Here is a 16,037-nt window from a genome sequence, read left to right on the forward strand (position 1 = left end):
GAACTTTTATACTGAAACTTTCACCTCTTGATAAGAACGGATGACTTCCTCCGTTTGGCTTTCAAATACACGATGAATTTCTCTTAGCTCCTTTTTCATTGCAGCAATTTCAGTTTGGAGACTTTCCAGCTCATTCTCCTGCTGAAGTGATATTAGCTCTTCCTCTATTTCTTCACAACGCTCAAGCTCACTTTGCAGATATAATAGTTTTTCCATTGTTTGCATTTGTTCTGTGACTAATAGGTCAAAGCTTTTCATCATTCGAGTATCACCGTCCTGTTTGTTTTTCTGTATTATGTATTCTCTCATTCCTTCACGATTCCTTTGACTACTTCTGTTGAGCCAAGGGAAGTTTTGTCGAAAGGAACAAAGACTCTTTCCCTACACATTATTGCTCTTGTTTCCATTAATTAAACAAAAAAAAGGCACCCTTCCGAATGAAGAGCGCCTTTCTTTGATATTACTGACCTTGAGGGCCTGAGTTTTTCGCTTTACGTGCTTCTGCTTGTTGGTTTTGTTGTCTTACCTCTTGTGCATTTGTTTCGCTAGCAAATTCAGTTCCGAATTGACCAGCACCAGCTCCTGCACCAGCTGATTGAGAATTTTGCTGTCTTACTTCTTGAATGTTAGTACCCGTTTGAGTTTGGTTAGGTTGTTTTGCCATTGTTATCACCTCCACGCCTATTAATTTGTCCAAGCGCAGAGGAAATATCCACTTATTTTTTAAAAATAATTTCGAGCTGTCCGTGCAAATTCTAGCAAGGGATTGGTTCTTCTAGTACTATGCTATCCAAAAAAATTTACTCTGAAGCTGGTCTAAGAGTATGGACTCGGCTGATCTTGGAATGGATTTGCTTATCTAAAGCAGTCCTCGTTTGAACCCGATTCCTCTTGACACCCTCTGTCTAAATTGATTGCTATCAAAGCTGCCTTTCTTGTCTGATTCCACTCCACACAAGAACACAGGTTAAACTAGCAATGATATTCCCCCATCAACGATAATTGTCTGACCGCGAATCATGCTTGACTCATCTGCTAAAAGGAACATTACGGCATTGACCATATCATCAATTTCGACCATTCTTCCTGCTGGCGTTTTCTCTCTTGCTTCAGCCAGCAATTCTTCACGGTTAGGGAAATGCTTTAAGGCTTCTGTATCTACCGCTCCCCCTGAAACTGCATTAACTATTATGTTTTTAGGAGCTAATTCCACAGCCAAATATCTTGTTAATGCTTCTAATGCTGCTTTTGAAACCCCAACAACTGTGTAATTTTCTAAATATCTAATCGAGCCTAAAGAGCTGATGCTGACAATTTTTCCGCCATTATTTTTTTCCATCAGCTTGGCAGCTTCCTGCGCACAAAATAATAGTGCTTTGCTGTTAATATTCATTGTCCAGTTCCAATGAGATTCTTCAAGCTCCATCACAGGTCTTTGGACTCCTGATGCTGCGTTATTTACAAATACATCAAGTCTGCCGAACTCATGTTCAATTTCCTCGAATAAGTATTTAATTTTTTCCACATCGCCAACATTCGCTTTTACTGGTAAAGCTTTTCTGCCGAGTGCTTCAATTTCAGCAGCTGTTTCTAACGCTGCTGTTTTGCTTCTCGCATAATTAATAACGATGTCATAGCCTTCTTTTGCCAGCCTTAATGCCGTTGCCTTTCCAATACCTCTGCTGCTGCCTGTTACTAATGCTACTTTTTGTGTCATTCGAAAAATCCTTTCTTTTATAGCGATCTCATTATTTAAACTCTTTCTTGTGCCCATTTTAACTTTTTCATGTATATCAAGCAATCCAGTTCATAACAATAAGGATAATATAATCATGAAAGGAAGTTGCCAATGTATAACGGGCGAGATATGACTGAATTATCAATGATGGCAAAAACAGATTGGAAAAATGATGAGCTTGCTTTCTTTCATCACTCTTTCCAGCAAATTGTCCCCTATTTGAATACAGAAGGTCAAGTGATTCAGAAAGAAATCGTTGAAGAGATCCAAAATCGGGGAGGTTTAAAAAATCTTAAAACCGAATGAAAAGGGTCAGCTCCCTTTTCATTCTCATTCACTTTCAATAAACTGCTGAAAGATTTTTTGATGGGATACCGAAAAAGAAAATTCCTTCATTTCCTCCGCAGTTACTAATCTTAAGTCCACAGCTTCCGTTTCCATAAAGTGAACTTGTCCTTTATATGCATTTATATTCCATGTCAAATGTGAGAACACATGCTCAATTTGGCCAATCATTTCACTAATTTGTATGTCCGTTTTGTATAATTCCTTTACTGCATCCTTTAATTGATCTTTTTCATTTATGTGAGGGAGCAGTACCTCTATATTAGGAAATTCCCAAAGGTTGGCTAGCAGTCCTTCACTTGGCCGTTTATGAATTAGAAACTTCCCTTCGCTATTTGTCAGCACCGCAGCTGCAATTTGAACATGCCGATGCTTTTTCGTTTTTGTCTTAACAGGCAATTCTTTTTCTGTTCCTTCATGAAAAGCATGACAATGTTCTCTAACCGGACATAATAAACAGCTAGGTGATGTAGGTGTACAAATTAAGGCCCCCAGCTCCATTAATGCCTGATTAAAAAAGGATGGATTGCTATGAGAAATTAGCTTTCTTACTGCTGCTTCAAAAACTTTTCTTGAGGACGCTTTAGCGATATCCTCCCAAATGGATAGGATTCTTGAGAGTACTCGCATCACATTTCCATCAACAGCTGGTTCGGGAATGCCGTATGCAATACTTAAAATTGCCCCTGCAGTATAAGGACCTACGCCTTTTAAAGTTGAAATTTCCTTCGGATCATTCGGCACTTTTCCATCATATTTCTCATGAACTTCTTTTACGGCTGATTGAAGATTTCGAGCTCTTGAATAATAGCCAAGTCCTTCCCAAGCCTTTAATACTTTCTCTTCGTCAGCATTCGAAAGGGCTTCAATCGTTGGAAATTGTTCAATAAAATTGAGAAAATAGGGTATAACAGTATCAACACGTGTTTGCTGCAGCATGATTTCAGATACCCATACTTTATAGGGATCCTGATCCTTTCTCCATGGGAGATCCCTTTGTTCAGCTTCAAACCAGCCGATTAAGTCTTGCTGAAATCCTGCTATATCTATCTTGTTCAACTGGCTTATTTCGTTTTTTATCAAAATTTAGCTCCTCCATCACACTTTGGATATCAAAATGGTTTTTTGGGAAAATAACTACAGTTCCTTTTCTTAAAAAATTACTCTTTTCTTCACTAGTGTTTCAAGAGTAATAAGACTAAAATTATAAATGAGGGCTTTGCAGATTCAAATAATTTTTTGGTCCCTTTTCGTACACCCTCTAAATGAAGGAGGTCATTCCCCTTGGACACAGGTACACACATAGTTATGGGACTTGCACTTGCTGGGATTGCGACATTAGATCCGGTTGTTGCTGAAAGTACTGCTGCAACAACTAGCGTCATGATAGGAACCATTATCGGTTCACAAATACCCGATATTGATACGGTTTTAAAACTAAAGAATAATGCGGTTTACATTCGAAATCATCGTGGGATTACCCATTCTATACCCGCTGTTTTACTTTGGCCAATTGCCTTAACAGCGATCATATATCCGTTTTTTCCTGAGACAAATGTACTCCATCTATGGTTATGGACCTTTATCGCTGTTTTTCTTCATGTATTTGTTGATATCTTTAATGCTTATGGCACACAAGCGTTACGGCCTTTTTCTTCCAAATGGGTCGCACTAGGTGTCATAAATACATTTGACCCATATATTTTCGGGATTCATGTCATTGGCCTGCTTATTTGGGCACTTGGCGCAAATCCAGGATATACATTTATTTCGATTTACGCCATTTTATTTATCTATTATATCCTGCGTTTTATCGCACAGCGCAGAGTAATGAAGGAAGTCAAACAAATGATTCCTGATGCAACTGAAATCATTATTGCTCCGACGATGAAATTTAAGCAATGGCGTATTGCAGTGATGAATAAGCATCAATTCTTTGTCGGACGTGCGATCGATAGCAAGGTCTGTATCTTAGATCAGTTTAATCGTGTGCCGGTACCGGAAACACCCGTATTAGAGGCCGCCAAAAAAGATAAAAACTTATCTGCCTTTTTATCATTTTCACCAGTCTATCGCTGGGAAATTGACGAATATGATGACTATTACGAAGTTCGATTCATTGATCTTCGCTATCGAAGCAATGATTATTACCCATTTGTTGCGGTCGTCCAATTGAATCATCAATTAGACATATTAACATCGTATACTGGGTGGATTTTTAGTGAAGAAAAGCTGCGGAAAAAACTTGAAATCATTCCGGGTTAAATTGAGCAGGCCGTCTCGTATGAGACAGCCTGTTTTAATGCAGCTTGCTTTGATCCTCAGTAAGCAAATGCTTATACTTCGGATTATGGGCCACAAATTCATGGAGCTTGTCTCCATAATACTCAATCCATTGGCTAACAACCTTTTCGGTCATCTCGCTGCCTTTATACTCTCTGCCCGCTTTTGCATACGTCGCCTCAAAATCCTCCCATAAAAGCTCCACCCATGTTTGAGCTTGGTTCGCTGAAAGCTGATCATTTAATTCAAGCAATCGTTCAAATAATCTCTTCTGATTATCATTCATTTCTTTCACCTCATTTCCAATAACTATCCATCATACCTTTATAAGAACGGCAAATACTATAATTACGTGAGACGCATTTGTGCTTTTCACGAACTTATAACGAAGGTCCAGGAGGTGCGTTTATGCGAAACAAAGCAAAGAACTTCCCAAACCAAAACAATAATAAGTTTGAGGGCGAGCCCCGTGCTAAGGCTGAATACAACTCCCTCCGGGCAAATGGGACAATTAATACCCAGCCACAGGAAAGAATGCGGGCTTCAAACAACCGCGACAGTGATACACCTGATTTTTAATCCATAATTTTAGCATTAAAATGAGGAGGGCTTGAAAATGGGTAAACCCAAAAACTTCTTCCATACAAAATTTAATGCACCAAACTTTAGGCCAAAGCATGCACACTCGCAAATAAATGGAGAAACTCAGCAATCCCAAAACCTTGTGATATTAGAAGCAGAAACAAGAAAACGCTCATAATCACAAAAGTAAGAAAGAGGAAATTCTTCCTCTTTCTATTTTTTTAACATAGAAATCGGGATCGCCTCTTCCGCTTTATCTCCGTTTAAACGGAATCCCCACGCAAATACTCCATTCATATAATCAATTTTAAAGTATGAGCCTGGATCGCCTTCAATTTCATAAAGCTCTCCTGGTTTATAATCAGCTGGATCTAATAAATAGGATTTCGCCATTACGACTTTTCTTTCCATAACCGCAAACTCATTAACCATCCCCATTTGTTCTGCTTTTCTTGCTTTTTCATTTAAACGGGAAATTTCCTGCTGCAGCTCATATTTTGACATTTCACTATATCTTTTTTCTGGCATGATCCTTCACACCTTCCTATCTTTTACTCTTGGTGAAACAGTAGAAGTAATATTACACTATAGACTTTTAATGGACATATTAAGTATATTGAATTGTGAGCACTTAGAAAAGCCTAAAGATTTTACATAAAGTTCAACTAACAATCAGACTTTTACGGGCTGATAGAATTTTTTATTCCTTCCCCCTTTTGAAATGGGGTTTATAGCAAGTTAATCTGCAATAAGGAGAAGCCAAATGAAATCAATTATCATCACAGGTGCAGGATCTGGTTTAGGAAAAGAGCTTGCACTACGCTATGGAAGATTAGGATACCATCTTCTTTTGATCGGGAGAACATTGGAAAAATTGAAGGATGTTGAAGAACAAATTCTTGCAGAAAATGGACATGCCGATTCCTTTGCTGTAGATATTAGCAGACCTTCAGAAATTCAGGCTTTCATAAGCCATGCTGGAAAGCAATATACCCTCTACGGCTTAATCAACAATGCTGGAATCGGTCATTTTGGCTCCTTTGAACAAATGCCCCATTCTGAAATAGAAGAAATGCTTCGAATTAATGTACTTGGAACAATGTACATGTCACAAGCCATCCTGCCATATCTTGCTGAAAAAAATGAAGGATTAATCATGAATATTATTTCAACGGCTGGTCTAAGAGGAAAGATCAATGAATCCGCTTATGCTGCCAGCAAATTTGCTGTCCGGGGATTCACAGAAAGCTTACAGATCGAATATGCGCATACAGGTATCAAAATAAAAGCAATTTACATGGGCGGAATGGACACTCCATTTTGGGATCATAACAATTTTATAAAAGACAGATCCAGACTTCGTGCCCCTGCTGAAATTGCAGATAAGATTTTGGCGAATATGGATAAAGATGCAATTATTATTGAATCGCAAAAGTGAAATATAAAAATCACATGCTGACCATGTGATTTTTATGTTTCTTTATTTAAGTGAAACTTCAATCAGTGGGGGATTTCTACCATAGGACGTGGTGTTCTATGTCGGCTAGTTAAACCAATCGAGTATTTACGGGCAGTGCATCCCACCTACAATTTTTCGTTTCCCCGACCTCTTTTAATTAGGGTCTTCCTGCTCGTTAATCTGCGATAAAACCTGTTCAATCAATTCAAAGGCAAACCCTTTTCGGAAAAGGGTTTGTTTCATCTTCTGCTCATACTCAAACCCTTCAAGCTTTGCATATTTACGGTGCGCTTTTTCCGCGTGTATTCGTAGAGCATTCATTTCCTCATCCTCAGCCTTTTCCGTTTCCATTTCAGATAGGGCAGTCTGAATGGTGCTTAATGGAAAACCTTTTCGGAAAAGCAATTGTTCAAGCTTTTGTTTCATTATTCTTGAGGAATCTCGTGTGTTTTTTTGGACAAACTTCTCACAAAGCTTTATCGCTGTCTCTAACTCTTGTTCGAATGGATATTCCTTCAGAGCTCGTTCTGCTATATTTTCTGAAATCCCTTTTTCCTTTAATTCCCTGCGAATCAAATCTGTCCCTTTATCAGTCGTATTCATCGCTGTACGTACATAGGCAATCGCAAATTCTTCATCATTTAAAAAGCTGTACTCATATAACCTATGTATCACCTCTTGGATGATGCTTTCATCTACTTCTTTATCTTTTAGTGCTTTTCTAACCTCTGCTTCAGACCGCATTCTTCTTGCCAAATACTGAATTGCTAAGTTGTATGATTTTCTAATATCATCTTGATAGGCGATTTCCGAAAGCGAAAACTCATCCAGCTCTAGCCCTTTTTTTAGCTGGTGCTTAATCAGCACATCCTCTTCCACACTAAATGCATATTTTTCATCTAAAAAGATATTGTATCGGTCCGTCTTTTTTTGCTGTACTGTAATTTTTGTTATTATAGGCATGTTTTTCACCTCCCTTTTAATGTATCACATTTAAAAAGGGTTTCTGACTAATCTAGCGAAAATATATAAACAAATTAGTCACAAGCTGCTGGGGGGAATAGAAATGAAAATAGCAGTGACCGGTGGTACCGGTTTTGTCGGCCATGCACTGACAAAGGAACTTATTCAAAATGGACATGAGGTATTTATTTTAACGAGAAACATCGATGGAAAGGAGAATAAAAAATCGATAACTTATGTTCAATGGCTAAATGAAGGTGACCGGCCATGGGAAATCTTAGAAGATGTGGATGTATTCATTAATCTTGCAGGCGAATCAATTAATAGCGGCAGATGGTCGGTAAAACGAAAGAAAAGTATTTTGGAAAGCAGGATTTCAGCAACAAATGAAGTTGAAAAAATACTTAGCAGGCTCAAAAAAAAGCCTGAAGTACTCATACAGGCAAGTGCTGTCGGATATTACGGCATATCAGATTCGGAAGCCTTCACAGAAGAATCAAATCTTGCAGGTGATGATTTTCTTGCAAGAACGGTTCAGCAATGGGAAGCAACTGCATGGAAAGTTAAAGATTTAGGCATCCGGACCGTTTATTGCCGATTTGGCATCATTCTCGATAACATTGATGGTGCCTTGCCGCGAATTACCCTGCCATATAAAGCTTTTGCTGGCGGCACAGTTGGATCTGGTCATCAATGGGTTTCATGGATTCATCTCAAGGACGTCATAGGTGGCATTCTGTTTGTTATTGCCAATCAACATGTAAAAGGGCCAGTTAACTTCACTGCCCCGAACCCAGTGAAGATGAAAGAATTTGGACAGACACTCGGAAAGGTATTGCACCGCCCTCATTGGATTCCAGCACCTCGGATTGCTTTGAAGATTGCACTAGGGGAAATGAGTATTCTTGTACTTGAAGGACAAAAAGTGCTTCCTCAAAAGCTGTTAGCACATGGATATTCTTTTCTGTATAAAGACTTAAAAAACGCCCTAGAGGATATATATTAATTCGAAAAGTTTCAATTGACTGTATCAATCCTTCTTGAAAAGGGAAAAATAAGGAAGATGTGAAAATGACCTTATTTAGAAAGGATGATCGCAGTGGATAAAAAAACGAAGGATAAAAAGAAACGAACGCTATCAAGCATGCAAGAGGTTAATTACGCACGTGAATTTCAGCGGGCTGATCGTGCAGGCGGGTATGTTGATAGAAATACAAAACATTAATTTCCAATCATAGAGTCCTTTTTTACGGAAAAAATAAAAGTACGGAATCGAGCATTCCGTACTTTTATTTTTGAAAGGAGTTTTTATTATGGGTCGTTCACGCGGACAAAGATCTCGGGATAAAAACAAAGCATCACTTCCTCAAGTTCCACAAAATATGAAATCTGACGGAATTGATGAAGAGTATTCAGCCGAGCTAGCTGATCAAGCCGATCTAGAAGCACAAGCTCGTGCAAATGCTGCCAATCAAAGAGCTAAAGGAAAGCAAAGAAAGAGTTAAATATATGAATAAAAAAAGAAGCAAGCTTCCATGTCAGGAGCTTGCTTCCTATATATTAGTGAGTATGTGCTGTATTGTTTTCTTCTTTTCCGCGTTTTCCAATAAGGTTTTTCACATATGGGATTGCAAAGCGGTCAACACCCCAGAAGTATGCTCCGCTGCCAGTAAAGAGTAAGATAATTGCTGCTGTAAAAAGGATTGGATTAGTGCTTACAGTTCCTGCCATTAAGAAGTTAAAGTTCATAAATGCACCTGCAATTAATGCTGGGATCGTTGCTGCTCCAAGAATTAAACCAAGTCCTACAAGAACTTCACCATATGCAACTAGTGTGCTAAACAGATCAGCATTCGGCAATGCGAAGTTTTCTAGAAATCCTGCATACCATCCTTGCACTGCGGGATTTTCACCAGCTGCTTTTGCAATCGCACCTTGCATAAATCCACTGGCATCAAAACCATCAACGACCTTATGCCATCCGCCTTGAATCCATTGTAATCCTAACCATATTCGTAATATTGTCCAAGCTACAGCTACTTGAGGAGTTTTCCACCATTTCATAGTAATCATCTCCAATAAGTTTATTCTTTTGTGAAGTGATTCACATTATAATTTAAAATTTTTTACCCTACCAAGGGTTTAAGCCGGCCAGCTTCTATTGTAGAAAGTTTCTAGATAGGTTTGCTTCTTTGTGAAGTTTTTCACTTTCTTTCTACACTTTTAATATACGCTATTCTTACTCGATTGACAATCTACTTCACCAATTTTTCACAAAACTTCATGAGAATTTGTATAACCTGTGAACAGCGGTAAACCAACTAGTTTTTCGTGTTCCTCTCGTTATAGTTCCTAAATAAACTTCTAATACTCCTCTGGAATTTTCAAAATACTTATTACCGGCTTTGTGGTACATTTAAACCAGTACATGTCCAAGACAAATAAGGAGGAAGCTTATGAGCACAATCAGCCTATTAAAAAAGTCGGCACGCATCGTTCTTGAAAAAAGGAATTTAACAAATGTAACAGCAAGAGTAGCACTCGTATTAGATATTTCCGGATCCATGCGGCGCCTATATAAAAACGGAACCGTTCAGAAGGTAGTCGAGCGGATTCTTGCTGTCGCCAGCCAGTTTGATGATGACGGATCACTGGATGTATGGGTATATGATAATGAGTTTTCTAGATTGAAGCCTGTTACTGAAGTGGACTTTGAAGGATATGTAGACCAGTATATTTTAAACAACTCTTTATTACATAAATTTGGCAAAAATGATGAGCCGCCGGTTATGGAGGATGTTATTCATAAATATACGGTGGAGGACCCAAGCTCAGATCCAGCATTTATCGTATTTATTAATGATGGAGGATGTAAAAGCACCATCAAAAGGCCAGTCGTTTCATCTTCTGATAAGCCACTCTTCTGGCAGTTTGTAGGCATTGGAGATTCAAATTTCGATGTTCTAAAAAAACTAGATGAAATGGATGGCCGCTTCATCGATAATGCAAACTTCTTCCATATACAAGATGTTGAAACCGTTTCTGATGAAGAATTATACAATCTGCTTTTGAATGAGTTTCCAGAATGGCTTAAAGAAGCAAAAGCTAAAAGAATAATTCAGTAGAAATAGAAAAACCTGTGAAAATGAGTAATTTCACAGGTTTTTTTATCTTTTATATGGGGTGTACTTTTATTTTTTTAGCAGTTTTGGTAATTTATCTTGCATTTTGACCAATTTATCTAGGATTTTTATCGGTTTATCTAGCATTCCAACTTTTATCCTGCAGTTCGACCAGTTTATCTAGCAATTCCATCGATTTATCTAGCAATCTAACTTTTTTATCTTGCAGTTTATTCAATTTATCTAGCATTTGCACCGATTTATCTTGCATTCCAACTTTTATCTTACAGTTCGTTCAGGTTATCTAGCAATTGCTTCGATTTATCTAGCAATCTAACTTTTTTATCTTGCAGTTCGTTCAGGTTATCTAGCAATTGACTCGATTTATCTAACAATCTAACTTTTTTATCTTGCAATTCGATTAGTTTATCTAGCATTCCAATTTTTATCTTGCAGTTCAATCAGATTATCTAGCAATCTAACTTTTTTATCTTGCAGTTTGTTCAATTTATCTAGCATTTGCACCGATTTATCTAGCATTCCAACTTTTATCTTACAGTTCGTTCAGGTTATCTAGCAATTGCTTCGATTTATCTGGCAATCTAACTTTTTTATCTTGCAGTTCGTTCAGTTTATCTAGCAGTTGCACCGATTTATCTGGCAGTCCAACTTTTATCTTGCAGTTCATTCAGTTTATCTAGCAATTGCATCGATTTATCTAGCAATCGAAATTTTTTATCTCGCAATTCGTTCAGTTTATCTAACATTTGCACCAAGTTATCTTGCATTCCAACTTTTATCTCGCAGTTCGTTCAGTTTATCTAGCATTTGCACCCATTTATCTAGTATTCCTATTTTTATCTTGCAGTTCGTTCAGTTTATCTAGCAGTTGCACCGATTTATCTAGCATTCCAACTTTTATCTTGCAGTTCATCCAGTTTATCTAGCATTTGCTTCGATTTATCTAGCAATTAAACTTTTTAATCTTGCAATTCGTTTAGTTTATCTAGCAATCGAACTTTTTTATCTCGCAGTTCGTTCAGTTTATCTAGCATTTGCACCAATTTACCTAGCATTCCAAAATCAATTATGCCTCTGAAGAAGCTGCCTGCCCATGCAATTGATAGTAAAATCCTTTTTTCTTTAGCAAGCTATCATGATTGCCTTCTTCAATAATTCTTCCTTCATCAAGGACAAATATCCGGTCTGCATTTTGGATTGTGTTTAAACGATGGGCAATGACAAAGCTTGTTCTTCCCTTCATTAATTTCTGCAATGCTGCTTGTATCTTCAATTCTGTGACTGTGTCAATACTGCTTGTTGCTTCATCTAAAATTAAGATAGAAGGATTGGCGAGAAAGGCCCTTGCTATGGATAACAGCTGCTTTTGGCCTTGGCTGATGCCGCTTCCTTCTTGACTCAAAACGGTGTCGTATCCTTCTGGAAGCCTTACAATAAAGGAATGGGCATTGGCCAGCTTTGCTGCTTCGACTACTTCAGCATCACTTGCATCCAGTCTTCCATAACGAATATTCTCACGAACCGTCCCCTGAAACATGAATGAATCCTGCAATACGAAGCCCATATACTTACGCAAGCTTTCCTTTTTCACCTTTGCTAGATCATGCCCATCAATATATATACTTCCGCTATCTACATCATAGAAACGTGAAAGCAGGTTGATCATTGTAGTTTTTCCTGCTCCGGTAGGTCCGACAAATGCGGCGGTTTCCCCTGGATACACATGGAGATCAATATTCTTAACTGTTTTGCTTTCCTCCTCATAGGAAAAGGTTACGTTTTTAAATTCTACTTCTCCCTTAACCTGCGGCAGTTCATGAAGCAAACGTTCATTTTTAAATTCTTCCTCTTCATCTAAGATCTCGAATACTCTTTCTGCACCTGCAATGGCAGATAAAAGGGTATTAAATTGATTGGCAAGGTCATTTAATGGACGTGTAAATTGACGGGAATATTCTACAAAGATTACGATCACACCGATTGAAATCATCCCATTTAAAGCGAGAATGCCTCCAATCCCAGCAATAATTGCAAAGCTTAGATTGTTCAAGACATTCATTAGCTTCGGAATAAAGCCAGAATAGGTCTGTGCCCAAAAGCCTGCCGCTTTTAACCGTTCACTCTTCTCCAAAAATTCTGCCGTGACCTTCTTCTCTTGTGAAAACGTCTTAATAATTCGCTGGCCAGAAATCGTTTCTTCAATAAATCCATTTAATTCACCAAGATTTCGCTGCTGCTCTTTAAATAATGGCCCCGTCCTTTTCGTGATCCACTTCATGCCGAAAAACATGAGAGGAACGATAATCAAGGTTAATAAGGTCAGCAGCGGGCTAAGCCAAAGCATTACAGCCACTGTCCCAATAAGGGTAAGTAAGCTCGAAAAAATTTGGATGACAGAGCTATTCAGTGTGGAGCTGACATTTTCAATATCATTTGTGATTCTGCTCATTAATTCTCCATGCTGGCGTTTATCAAAAAAGGGAATCGGCAGTTTATGCAAATGCTGAAACAGCCTCATTCTCATTGTATAGACAGTATCCTGTGCAATCCCAATCATCCAGTAATTTTGAAACCAGATCGAAAGGGAGTAGAAAACATAAATTACTCCAAGACTCACTAAGAGAGTTACGAACCCATCCATTTTTCTAGTAACAATATAATCGTCTATCGCCATCCCTACTAAATACGGACCAAGCAATCCGAGGGCAGAGCTAAGGAATACCATGAATAAGACAAGAAATAAGAGCCCTTTATTCGAAGAAAGAAAATACCAGATTCTTTTTAAAGTAGAAAAATAAATCCTTGATTTTTGTTTATTCTTGCTTTTCGTGTCTTCTATATTCAAATGCTTCATTTTCTTATATTGAAAAGGTCTGATTATCTCTTTAAGCATAATTTCTGCTCTCCTCTCTCGATTGGGAGCTGAAAATTTCATTATAAAGCTTCGAGGTATCTAGCAAAGAGTCATGTGTCCCTTTTGCTAATAATCCCCCATCCTCTAGGAGAAGAATCTGGTCCGCTTCCATTGCCGTACTAATTTTCTGTGTGATGATTAAGGTTGTGCATGGATAGGCTTTTAACGCATCAAGCAATTTCGCCTCTGTTCTTCGATCTAATGCACTTGTGCTATCGTCCAGCAGAAGTATTTTCGGTTGTCTTACCAATGCTCTCGCAATTGAGAGCCGCTGTTTCTGCCCTCCGGAAAGATTTACCCCTTTTTGTCCTAGCTTTGTTTCAAATTGATTTGGCAATTTCTTAATTGTGTCATATATTTGCGCATCTTTTGCCGCCTCGATAATATCTTCCATTGAAGCAGCTTCTTTTCCCCACCCGATGTTTTCTTTTACACTCCCGGAAAATAACAAAGCTTCCTGCGGGACAAATCCAATTTGCTTTCGCAAACTCTCCATCTTCATCTCGCGAACATCCATGCCATCTATTAATACTTGCCCGCTATTCACATCATATAGCCGTGGGATCAGTTGAAATAGCGACGTTTTCCCTGACCCTGTCGCACCAAGAATAGCGACCGTTTTTCCTGGCTGAACGGTAAAGCTAATATCATCAATTGCTGACGTTTCGGTTCCAGGGTATTGAAACATGACATTCTTAAACTCAATCTTCCCTTCTTTCACAGCGAATACAGAATCTGCGTCTTTTCGATCAAGAAGATCAATTGGTGTTTCCATTACCTCCACAATACGGGCGGAAGAAGCCCTAGCACGTGAAAAGGCCATAATGATAAAAGAAAAGATAGAAAATGCTGCTGTAATCCGAGTAGCATAATTAACAATCGCTACTACTTCCCCTACCTTTACTTCGCCTGTATTCAGCTGCATATTCCCAAACCAAAGAACGCCAATAATACTTACATTCATAATAAATAACAATACTGGCATCGCTACTTCCATGACCCGTAATGCCGTTACCGTTCGATCCTTTAATTCATTGTTTGCCTCTGCAAAACGGCTAACCTCATATTTTCGTCTAATAAAAGCCTTTATGAGACGTATGCCTGTCAGCGTTTCCCTCATAACACCATTCACTGAGTCTAATCTTTCCTGTACATTCTTAAATAATACTCTCCCTTTATTCATCACCCAAATAAGAAAAATAAATAAAAAGGGAATCACCGCAGATAATATCAAGGCGAGCTTTACATTAACAACGAACGCCATCAATAATCCGCCAATAATCAGCAGCGGTGCGCGAAGCATGATCCGCAAGCTCATAAAAACAGTATTTTGAATTTGCGTAATATCATTCGTCATCCTTGTAATTAAAGATGATGCAGGGAATTGATTGAAATTCGCAAATGAAAAGGATTGAACCTTCTCAAATATAGCCTTCCTAACATCGAAACCAAAGTTCTGACTTACATGGGCTGCATAAAAGGAGTTAATCACCCCTGCTGCAAAAGAGATAATTGAAAACACAACCATGATGCCGCCCCATTTCATTACCGCGGACAAATTGTTCACTAGGATGCCCTCATCAATAATCTTTGCCATGAAAAACGGCTGAACAAGCTCTACTCCAAGCTCTGTCAGCATTAATATAAGTGCAATGACGACTGCAATCCGGTATGGCTTTAAATAGGTAATGACCTTTAACATTTGCTATCCCCCAAGCTGTTTTTCCAATGTAAATAATTCCTTCGGAGCCCTAAATAATGTTTAGAATAATCATATCTCTTTTTACGGAATTTTTAAATAATTTATTTAAAAAAACAGATGAAATAAGATGAATAGCTTATTTAATGGGATCTCTTTTCGGCAGCTATTATTTCCATAACCTACTAGACTATTTTATTCATATTATTTAAACTTCCTTGAATAAATAAACTCTGTAACCGGAAGTGTTACAAATGTAAGACCCACTACAATAAGCAAAGGATAATTCTTAATATCATTTAAATTAGATACACCTTCTGAAATAAACAGGATGATACCAGCCAAAATCATTAATACAAAATACCCTATCTTTGCACTTTGTGTTTCAATATGCCTGTCTAATTCATCTTTCTCTCCGCGACCATCATGGCTGCCCCAATTAAGCCAATTAAAAAAATATGATAATGCAAGAAAGCTGAAAAATATGGAACCTCCATCTATCGTTCCAAATCGCATCCATTTGTATAGCGTGAAGCCTGTAAATGTACAAAAAACTACAAAAGCTAAAACTGCAATAATTTTTCTTGACTTATCCATTCTATTTTCCTCCATTCTCTGAGTACATAAATAAATCTTCCATCGTTACTTGTAAATTCCTTGCCAGTTCAAATGCTAACTGTAAACTGGGGTCATACTTGTTGTTCTCGATCGCATTAATAGTTTGCCTGCTTACATTACATAATTCGGCTAATTTCCCTTGTGAAAGATTGTTTTTTTCTCTGTACTCTTTAATTTTATTCTCCATTCATTTGCCTCCACATTTGCAAGGTGTAAAAAACCTTTTACATCTATATGATAAAAAAAGCCAAAGTAGATGTCAAACAAATTTGACACCCACCTTAGCTTTTATA

At 38.0% G+C, this 16,037-nt stretch carries 21 protein-coding genes; 9 read left to right on the forward strand and 12 right to left on the reverse strand.

All coding sequences use genetic code 11. The annotated features are described in order from the left end of the window. Window positions 1-6 precede the first annotated feature (6 nt). From ASU02_RS02060 to fabL, 3 genes are all read right to left on the reverse strand, one after another. On the reverse strand, window positions 7-258 hold the full coding sequence (locus ASU02_RS02060) for a YgaB family protein (RefSeq protein ID WP_057761085.1): 252 nt from the start codon (window positions 256-258) through the stop codon (window positions 7-9). Between the two features lie 202 nt (window positions 259-460). Next, window positions 461-664 (reverse strand): gamma-type small acid-soluble spore protein, encoded by a 204-nt coding sequence (locus ASU02_RS02065; protein ID WP_057760489.1) that lies wholly within the window; start codon window positions 662-664, stop codon window positions 461-463. Window positions 665-967: 303 nt separating this feature from the next. After that, window positions 968-1,717, reverse strand: a complete 750-nt coding sequence (gene fabL / locus ASU02_RS02070; protein ID WP_057760492.1) for an enoyl-[acyl-carrier-protein] reductase FabL — start codon at window positions 1,715-1,717, stop codon at window positions 968-970. A gap of 132 nt (window positions 1,718-1,849) precedes the next feature. Here fabL and ASU02_RS02075 point away from each other — a divergent pair, with 132 nt between their 5' ends. Beyond that, the gene (locus ASU02_RS02075) at window positions 1,850-2,044 is read left to right on the forward strand and encodes a hypothetical protein (protein WP_057760494.1); all 195 of its coding nucleotides are present in this window, start codon (window positions 1,850-1,852) and stop codon (window positions 2,042-2,044) included. A gap of 24 nt (window positions 2,045-2,068) precedes the next feature. Here the strand turns inward: ASU02_RS02075 and mutY are convergent, their stop codons facing one another. Next, complete coding sequence (gene mutY / locus ASU02_RS02080; RefSeq protein WP_057760495.1) at window positions 2,069-3,166, reverse strand: A/G-specific adenine glycosylase; 1,098 nt, start codon at window positions 3,164-3,166, stop codon at window positions 2,069-2,071. A 201-nt stretch (window positions 3,167-3,367) separates the two neighbouring features. Here mutY and ASU02_RS02085 point away from each other — a divergent pair, with 201 nt between their 5' ends. Further along, window positions 3,368-4,348, forward strand: a complete 981-nt coding sequence (locus tag ASU02_RS02085) for a metal-dependent hydrolase (protein ID WP_057760497.1) — start codon at window positions 3,368-3,370, stop codon at window positions 4,346-4,348. 34 nt (window positions 4,349-4,382) lie between these two features. Here ASU02_RS02085 and ASU02_RS02090 read toward each other — a convergent pair whose 3' ends face one another. Further along, complete coding sequence (locus tag ASU02_RS02090) at window positions 4,383-4,652, reverse strand: YfhJ family protein (protein ID WP_053478888.1); 270 nt, start codon at window positions 4,650-4,652, stop codon at window positions 4,383-4,385. 122 nt (window positions 4,653-4,774) lie between these two features. Here ASU02_RS02090 and ASU02_RS02095 point away from each other — a divergent pair, with 122 nt between their 5' ends. Both ASU02_RS02095 and ASU02_RS25620 read left to right on the forward strand, forming a co-directional pair. Then, window positions 4,775-4,945 carry a small, acid-soluble spore protein K gene (locus ASU02_RS02095; protein ID WP_057760499.1) on the forward strand — a complete coding sequence of 57 codons (171 nt, stop codon included), beginning with the start codon at window positions 4,775-4,777 and terminating at the stop codon, window positions 4,943-4,945. Window positions 4,946-4,982: 37 nt separating this feature from the next. Further along, the gene (locus ASU02_RS25620) at window positions 4,983-5,126 is read left to right on the forward strand and encodes a YpzG family protein (RefSeq protein WP_082631667.1); all 144 of its coding nucleotides are present in this window, start codon (window positions 4,983-4,985) and stop codon (window positions 5,124-5,126) included. 35 nt (window positions 5,127-5,161) lie between these two features. On the opposite strand, the gene ASU02_RS02100 is transcribed toward ASU02_RS25620, so the two are convergent. Beyond that, window positions 5,162-5,476: a YfhH family protein gene (locus ASU02_RS02100; protein WP_057760501.1), complete on the reverse strand. Its 315-nt coding sequence runs from the start codon at window positions 5,474-5,476 to the stop codon at window positions 5,162-5,164. A gap of 235 nt (window positions 5,477-5,711) precedes the next feature. Here ASU02_RS02100 and ASU02_RS02105 point away from each other — a divergent pair, with 235 nt between their 5' ends. Continuing rightward, complete coding sequence (locus tag ASU02_RS02105; protein WP_057760503.1) at window positions 5,712-6,386, forward strand: SDR family NAD(P)-dependent oxidoreductase; 675 nt, start codon at window positions 5,712-5,714, stop codon at window positions 6,384-6,386. A 174-nt stretch (window positions 6,387-6,560) separates the two neighbouring features. On the opposite strand, the gene recX is transcribed toward ASU02_RS02105, so the two are convergent. Continuing rightward, a complete protein-coding gene (recX, locus tag ASU02_RS02110) occupies window positions 6,561-7,370 on the reverse strand; it encodes a recombination regulator RecX (RefSeq protein ID WP_057760505.1) in 810 nt (269 codons plus the stop codon). 103 nt (window positions 7,371-7,473) lie between these two features. Here recX and ASU02_RS02115 point away from each other — a divergent pair, with 103 nt between their 5' ends. From ASU02_RS02115 to ASU02_RS02120, 3 genes are all read left to right on the forward strand, one after another. Continuing rightward, entirely contained in the window at window positions 7,474-8,376 is a 903-nt protein-coding gene (locus ASU02_RS02115) for a TIGR01777 family oxidoreductase (protein WP_057760507.1), read from the forward strand. Window positions 8,377-8,469: 93 nt separating this feature from the next. Continuing rightward, a complete protein-coding gene (locus ASU02_RS25625) occupies window positions 8,470-8,595 on the forward strand; it encodes a YfhE family protein (protein ID WP_407642019.1) in 126 nt (41 codons plus the stop codon). An 88-nt stretch (window positions 8,596-8,683) separates the two neighbouring features. Continuing rightward, complete coding sequence (locus tag ASU02_RS02120) at window positions 8,684-8,875, forward strand: YfhD family protein (protein ID WP_057760510.1); 192 nt, start codon at window positions 8,684-8,686, stop codon at window positions 8,873-8,875. A gap of 55 nt (window positions 8,876-8,930) precedes the next feature. Here ASU02_RS02120 and ASU02_RS02125 read toward each other — a convergent pair whose 3' ends face one another. Next, window positions 8,931-9,434, reverse strand: a complete 504-nt coding sequence (locus ASU02_RS02125) for a DoxX family protein (RefSeq protein ID WP_057760512.1) — start codon at window positions 9,432-9,434, stop codon at window positions 8,931-8,933. Between the two features lie 392 nt (window positions 9,435-9,826). Here ASU02_RS02125 and ASU02_RS02130 point away from each other — a divergent pair, with 392 nt between their 5' ends. Next, window positions 9,827-10,495, forward strand: coding sequence for a vWA domain-containing protein (locus ASU02_RS02130; protein ID WP_057760514.1), 669 nt, complete (start codon window positions 9,827-9,829; stop codon window positions 10,493-10,495). 1,084 nt (window positions 10,496-11,579) lie between these two features. Here ASU02_RS02130 and ASU02_RS02135 read toward each other — a convergent pair. The 4 genes from ASU02_RS02135 to ASU02_RS02150 all read right to left on the reverse strand — a co-directional run bounded on the left by ASU02_RS02135 (window position 11,580) and on the right by ASU02_RS02150 (window position 15,931). Continuing rightward, the gene (locus tag ASU02_RS02135) at window positions 11,580-13,406 is read right to left on the reverse strand and encodes an ABC transporter ATP-binding protein (protein WP_057760517.1); all 1,827 of its coding nucleotides are present in this window, start codon (window positions 13,404-13,406) and stop codon (window positions 11,580-11,582) included. Then, a complete protein-coding gene (locus ASU02_RS02140; protein WP_057760519.1) occupies window positions 13,399-15,129 on the reverse strand; it encodes an ABC transporter ATP-binding protein in 1,731 nt (576 codons plus the stop codon). Before ASU02_RS02140 ends, ASU02_RS02135 begins: the two co-directional genes overlap by 8 nt. Window positions 15,130-15,330: 201 nt before the next feature. Beyond that, window positions 15,331-15,723, reverse strand: a complete 393-nt coding sequence (locus ASU02_RS02145; RefSeq protein ID WP_057760522.1) for a hypothetical protein — start codon at window positions 15,721-15,723, stop codon at window positions 15,331-15,333. Window position 15,724: 1 nt separating this feature from the next. Beyond that, window positions 15,725-15,931 carry a helix-turn-helix transcriptional regulator gene (locus ASU02_RS02150; RefSeq protein WP_057760523.1) on the reverse strand — a complete coding sequence of 69 codons (207 nt, stop codon included), beginning with the start codon at window positions 15,929-15,931 and terminating at the stop codon, window positions 15,725-15,727. Window positions 15,932-16,037: the final 106 nt, after the last annotated feature.

The organism is Cytobacillus praedii (assembly GCF_001439605.1).
Taxonomy (GTDB): domain Bacteria; phylum Bacillota; class Bacilli; order Bacillales; family Cytobacillaceae; genus Cytobacillus; species Cytobacillus praedii.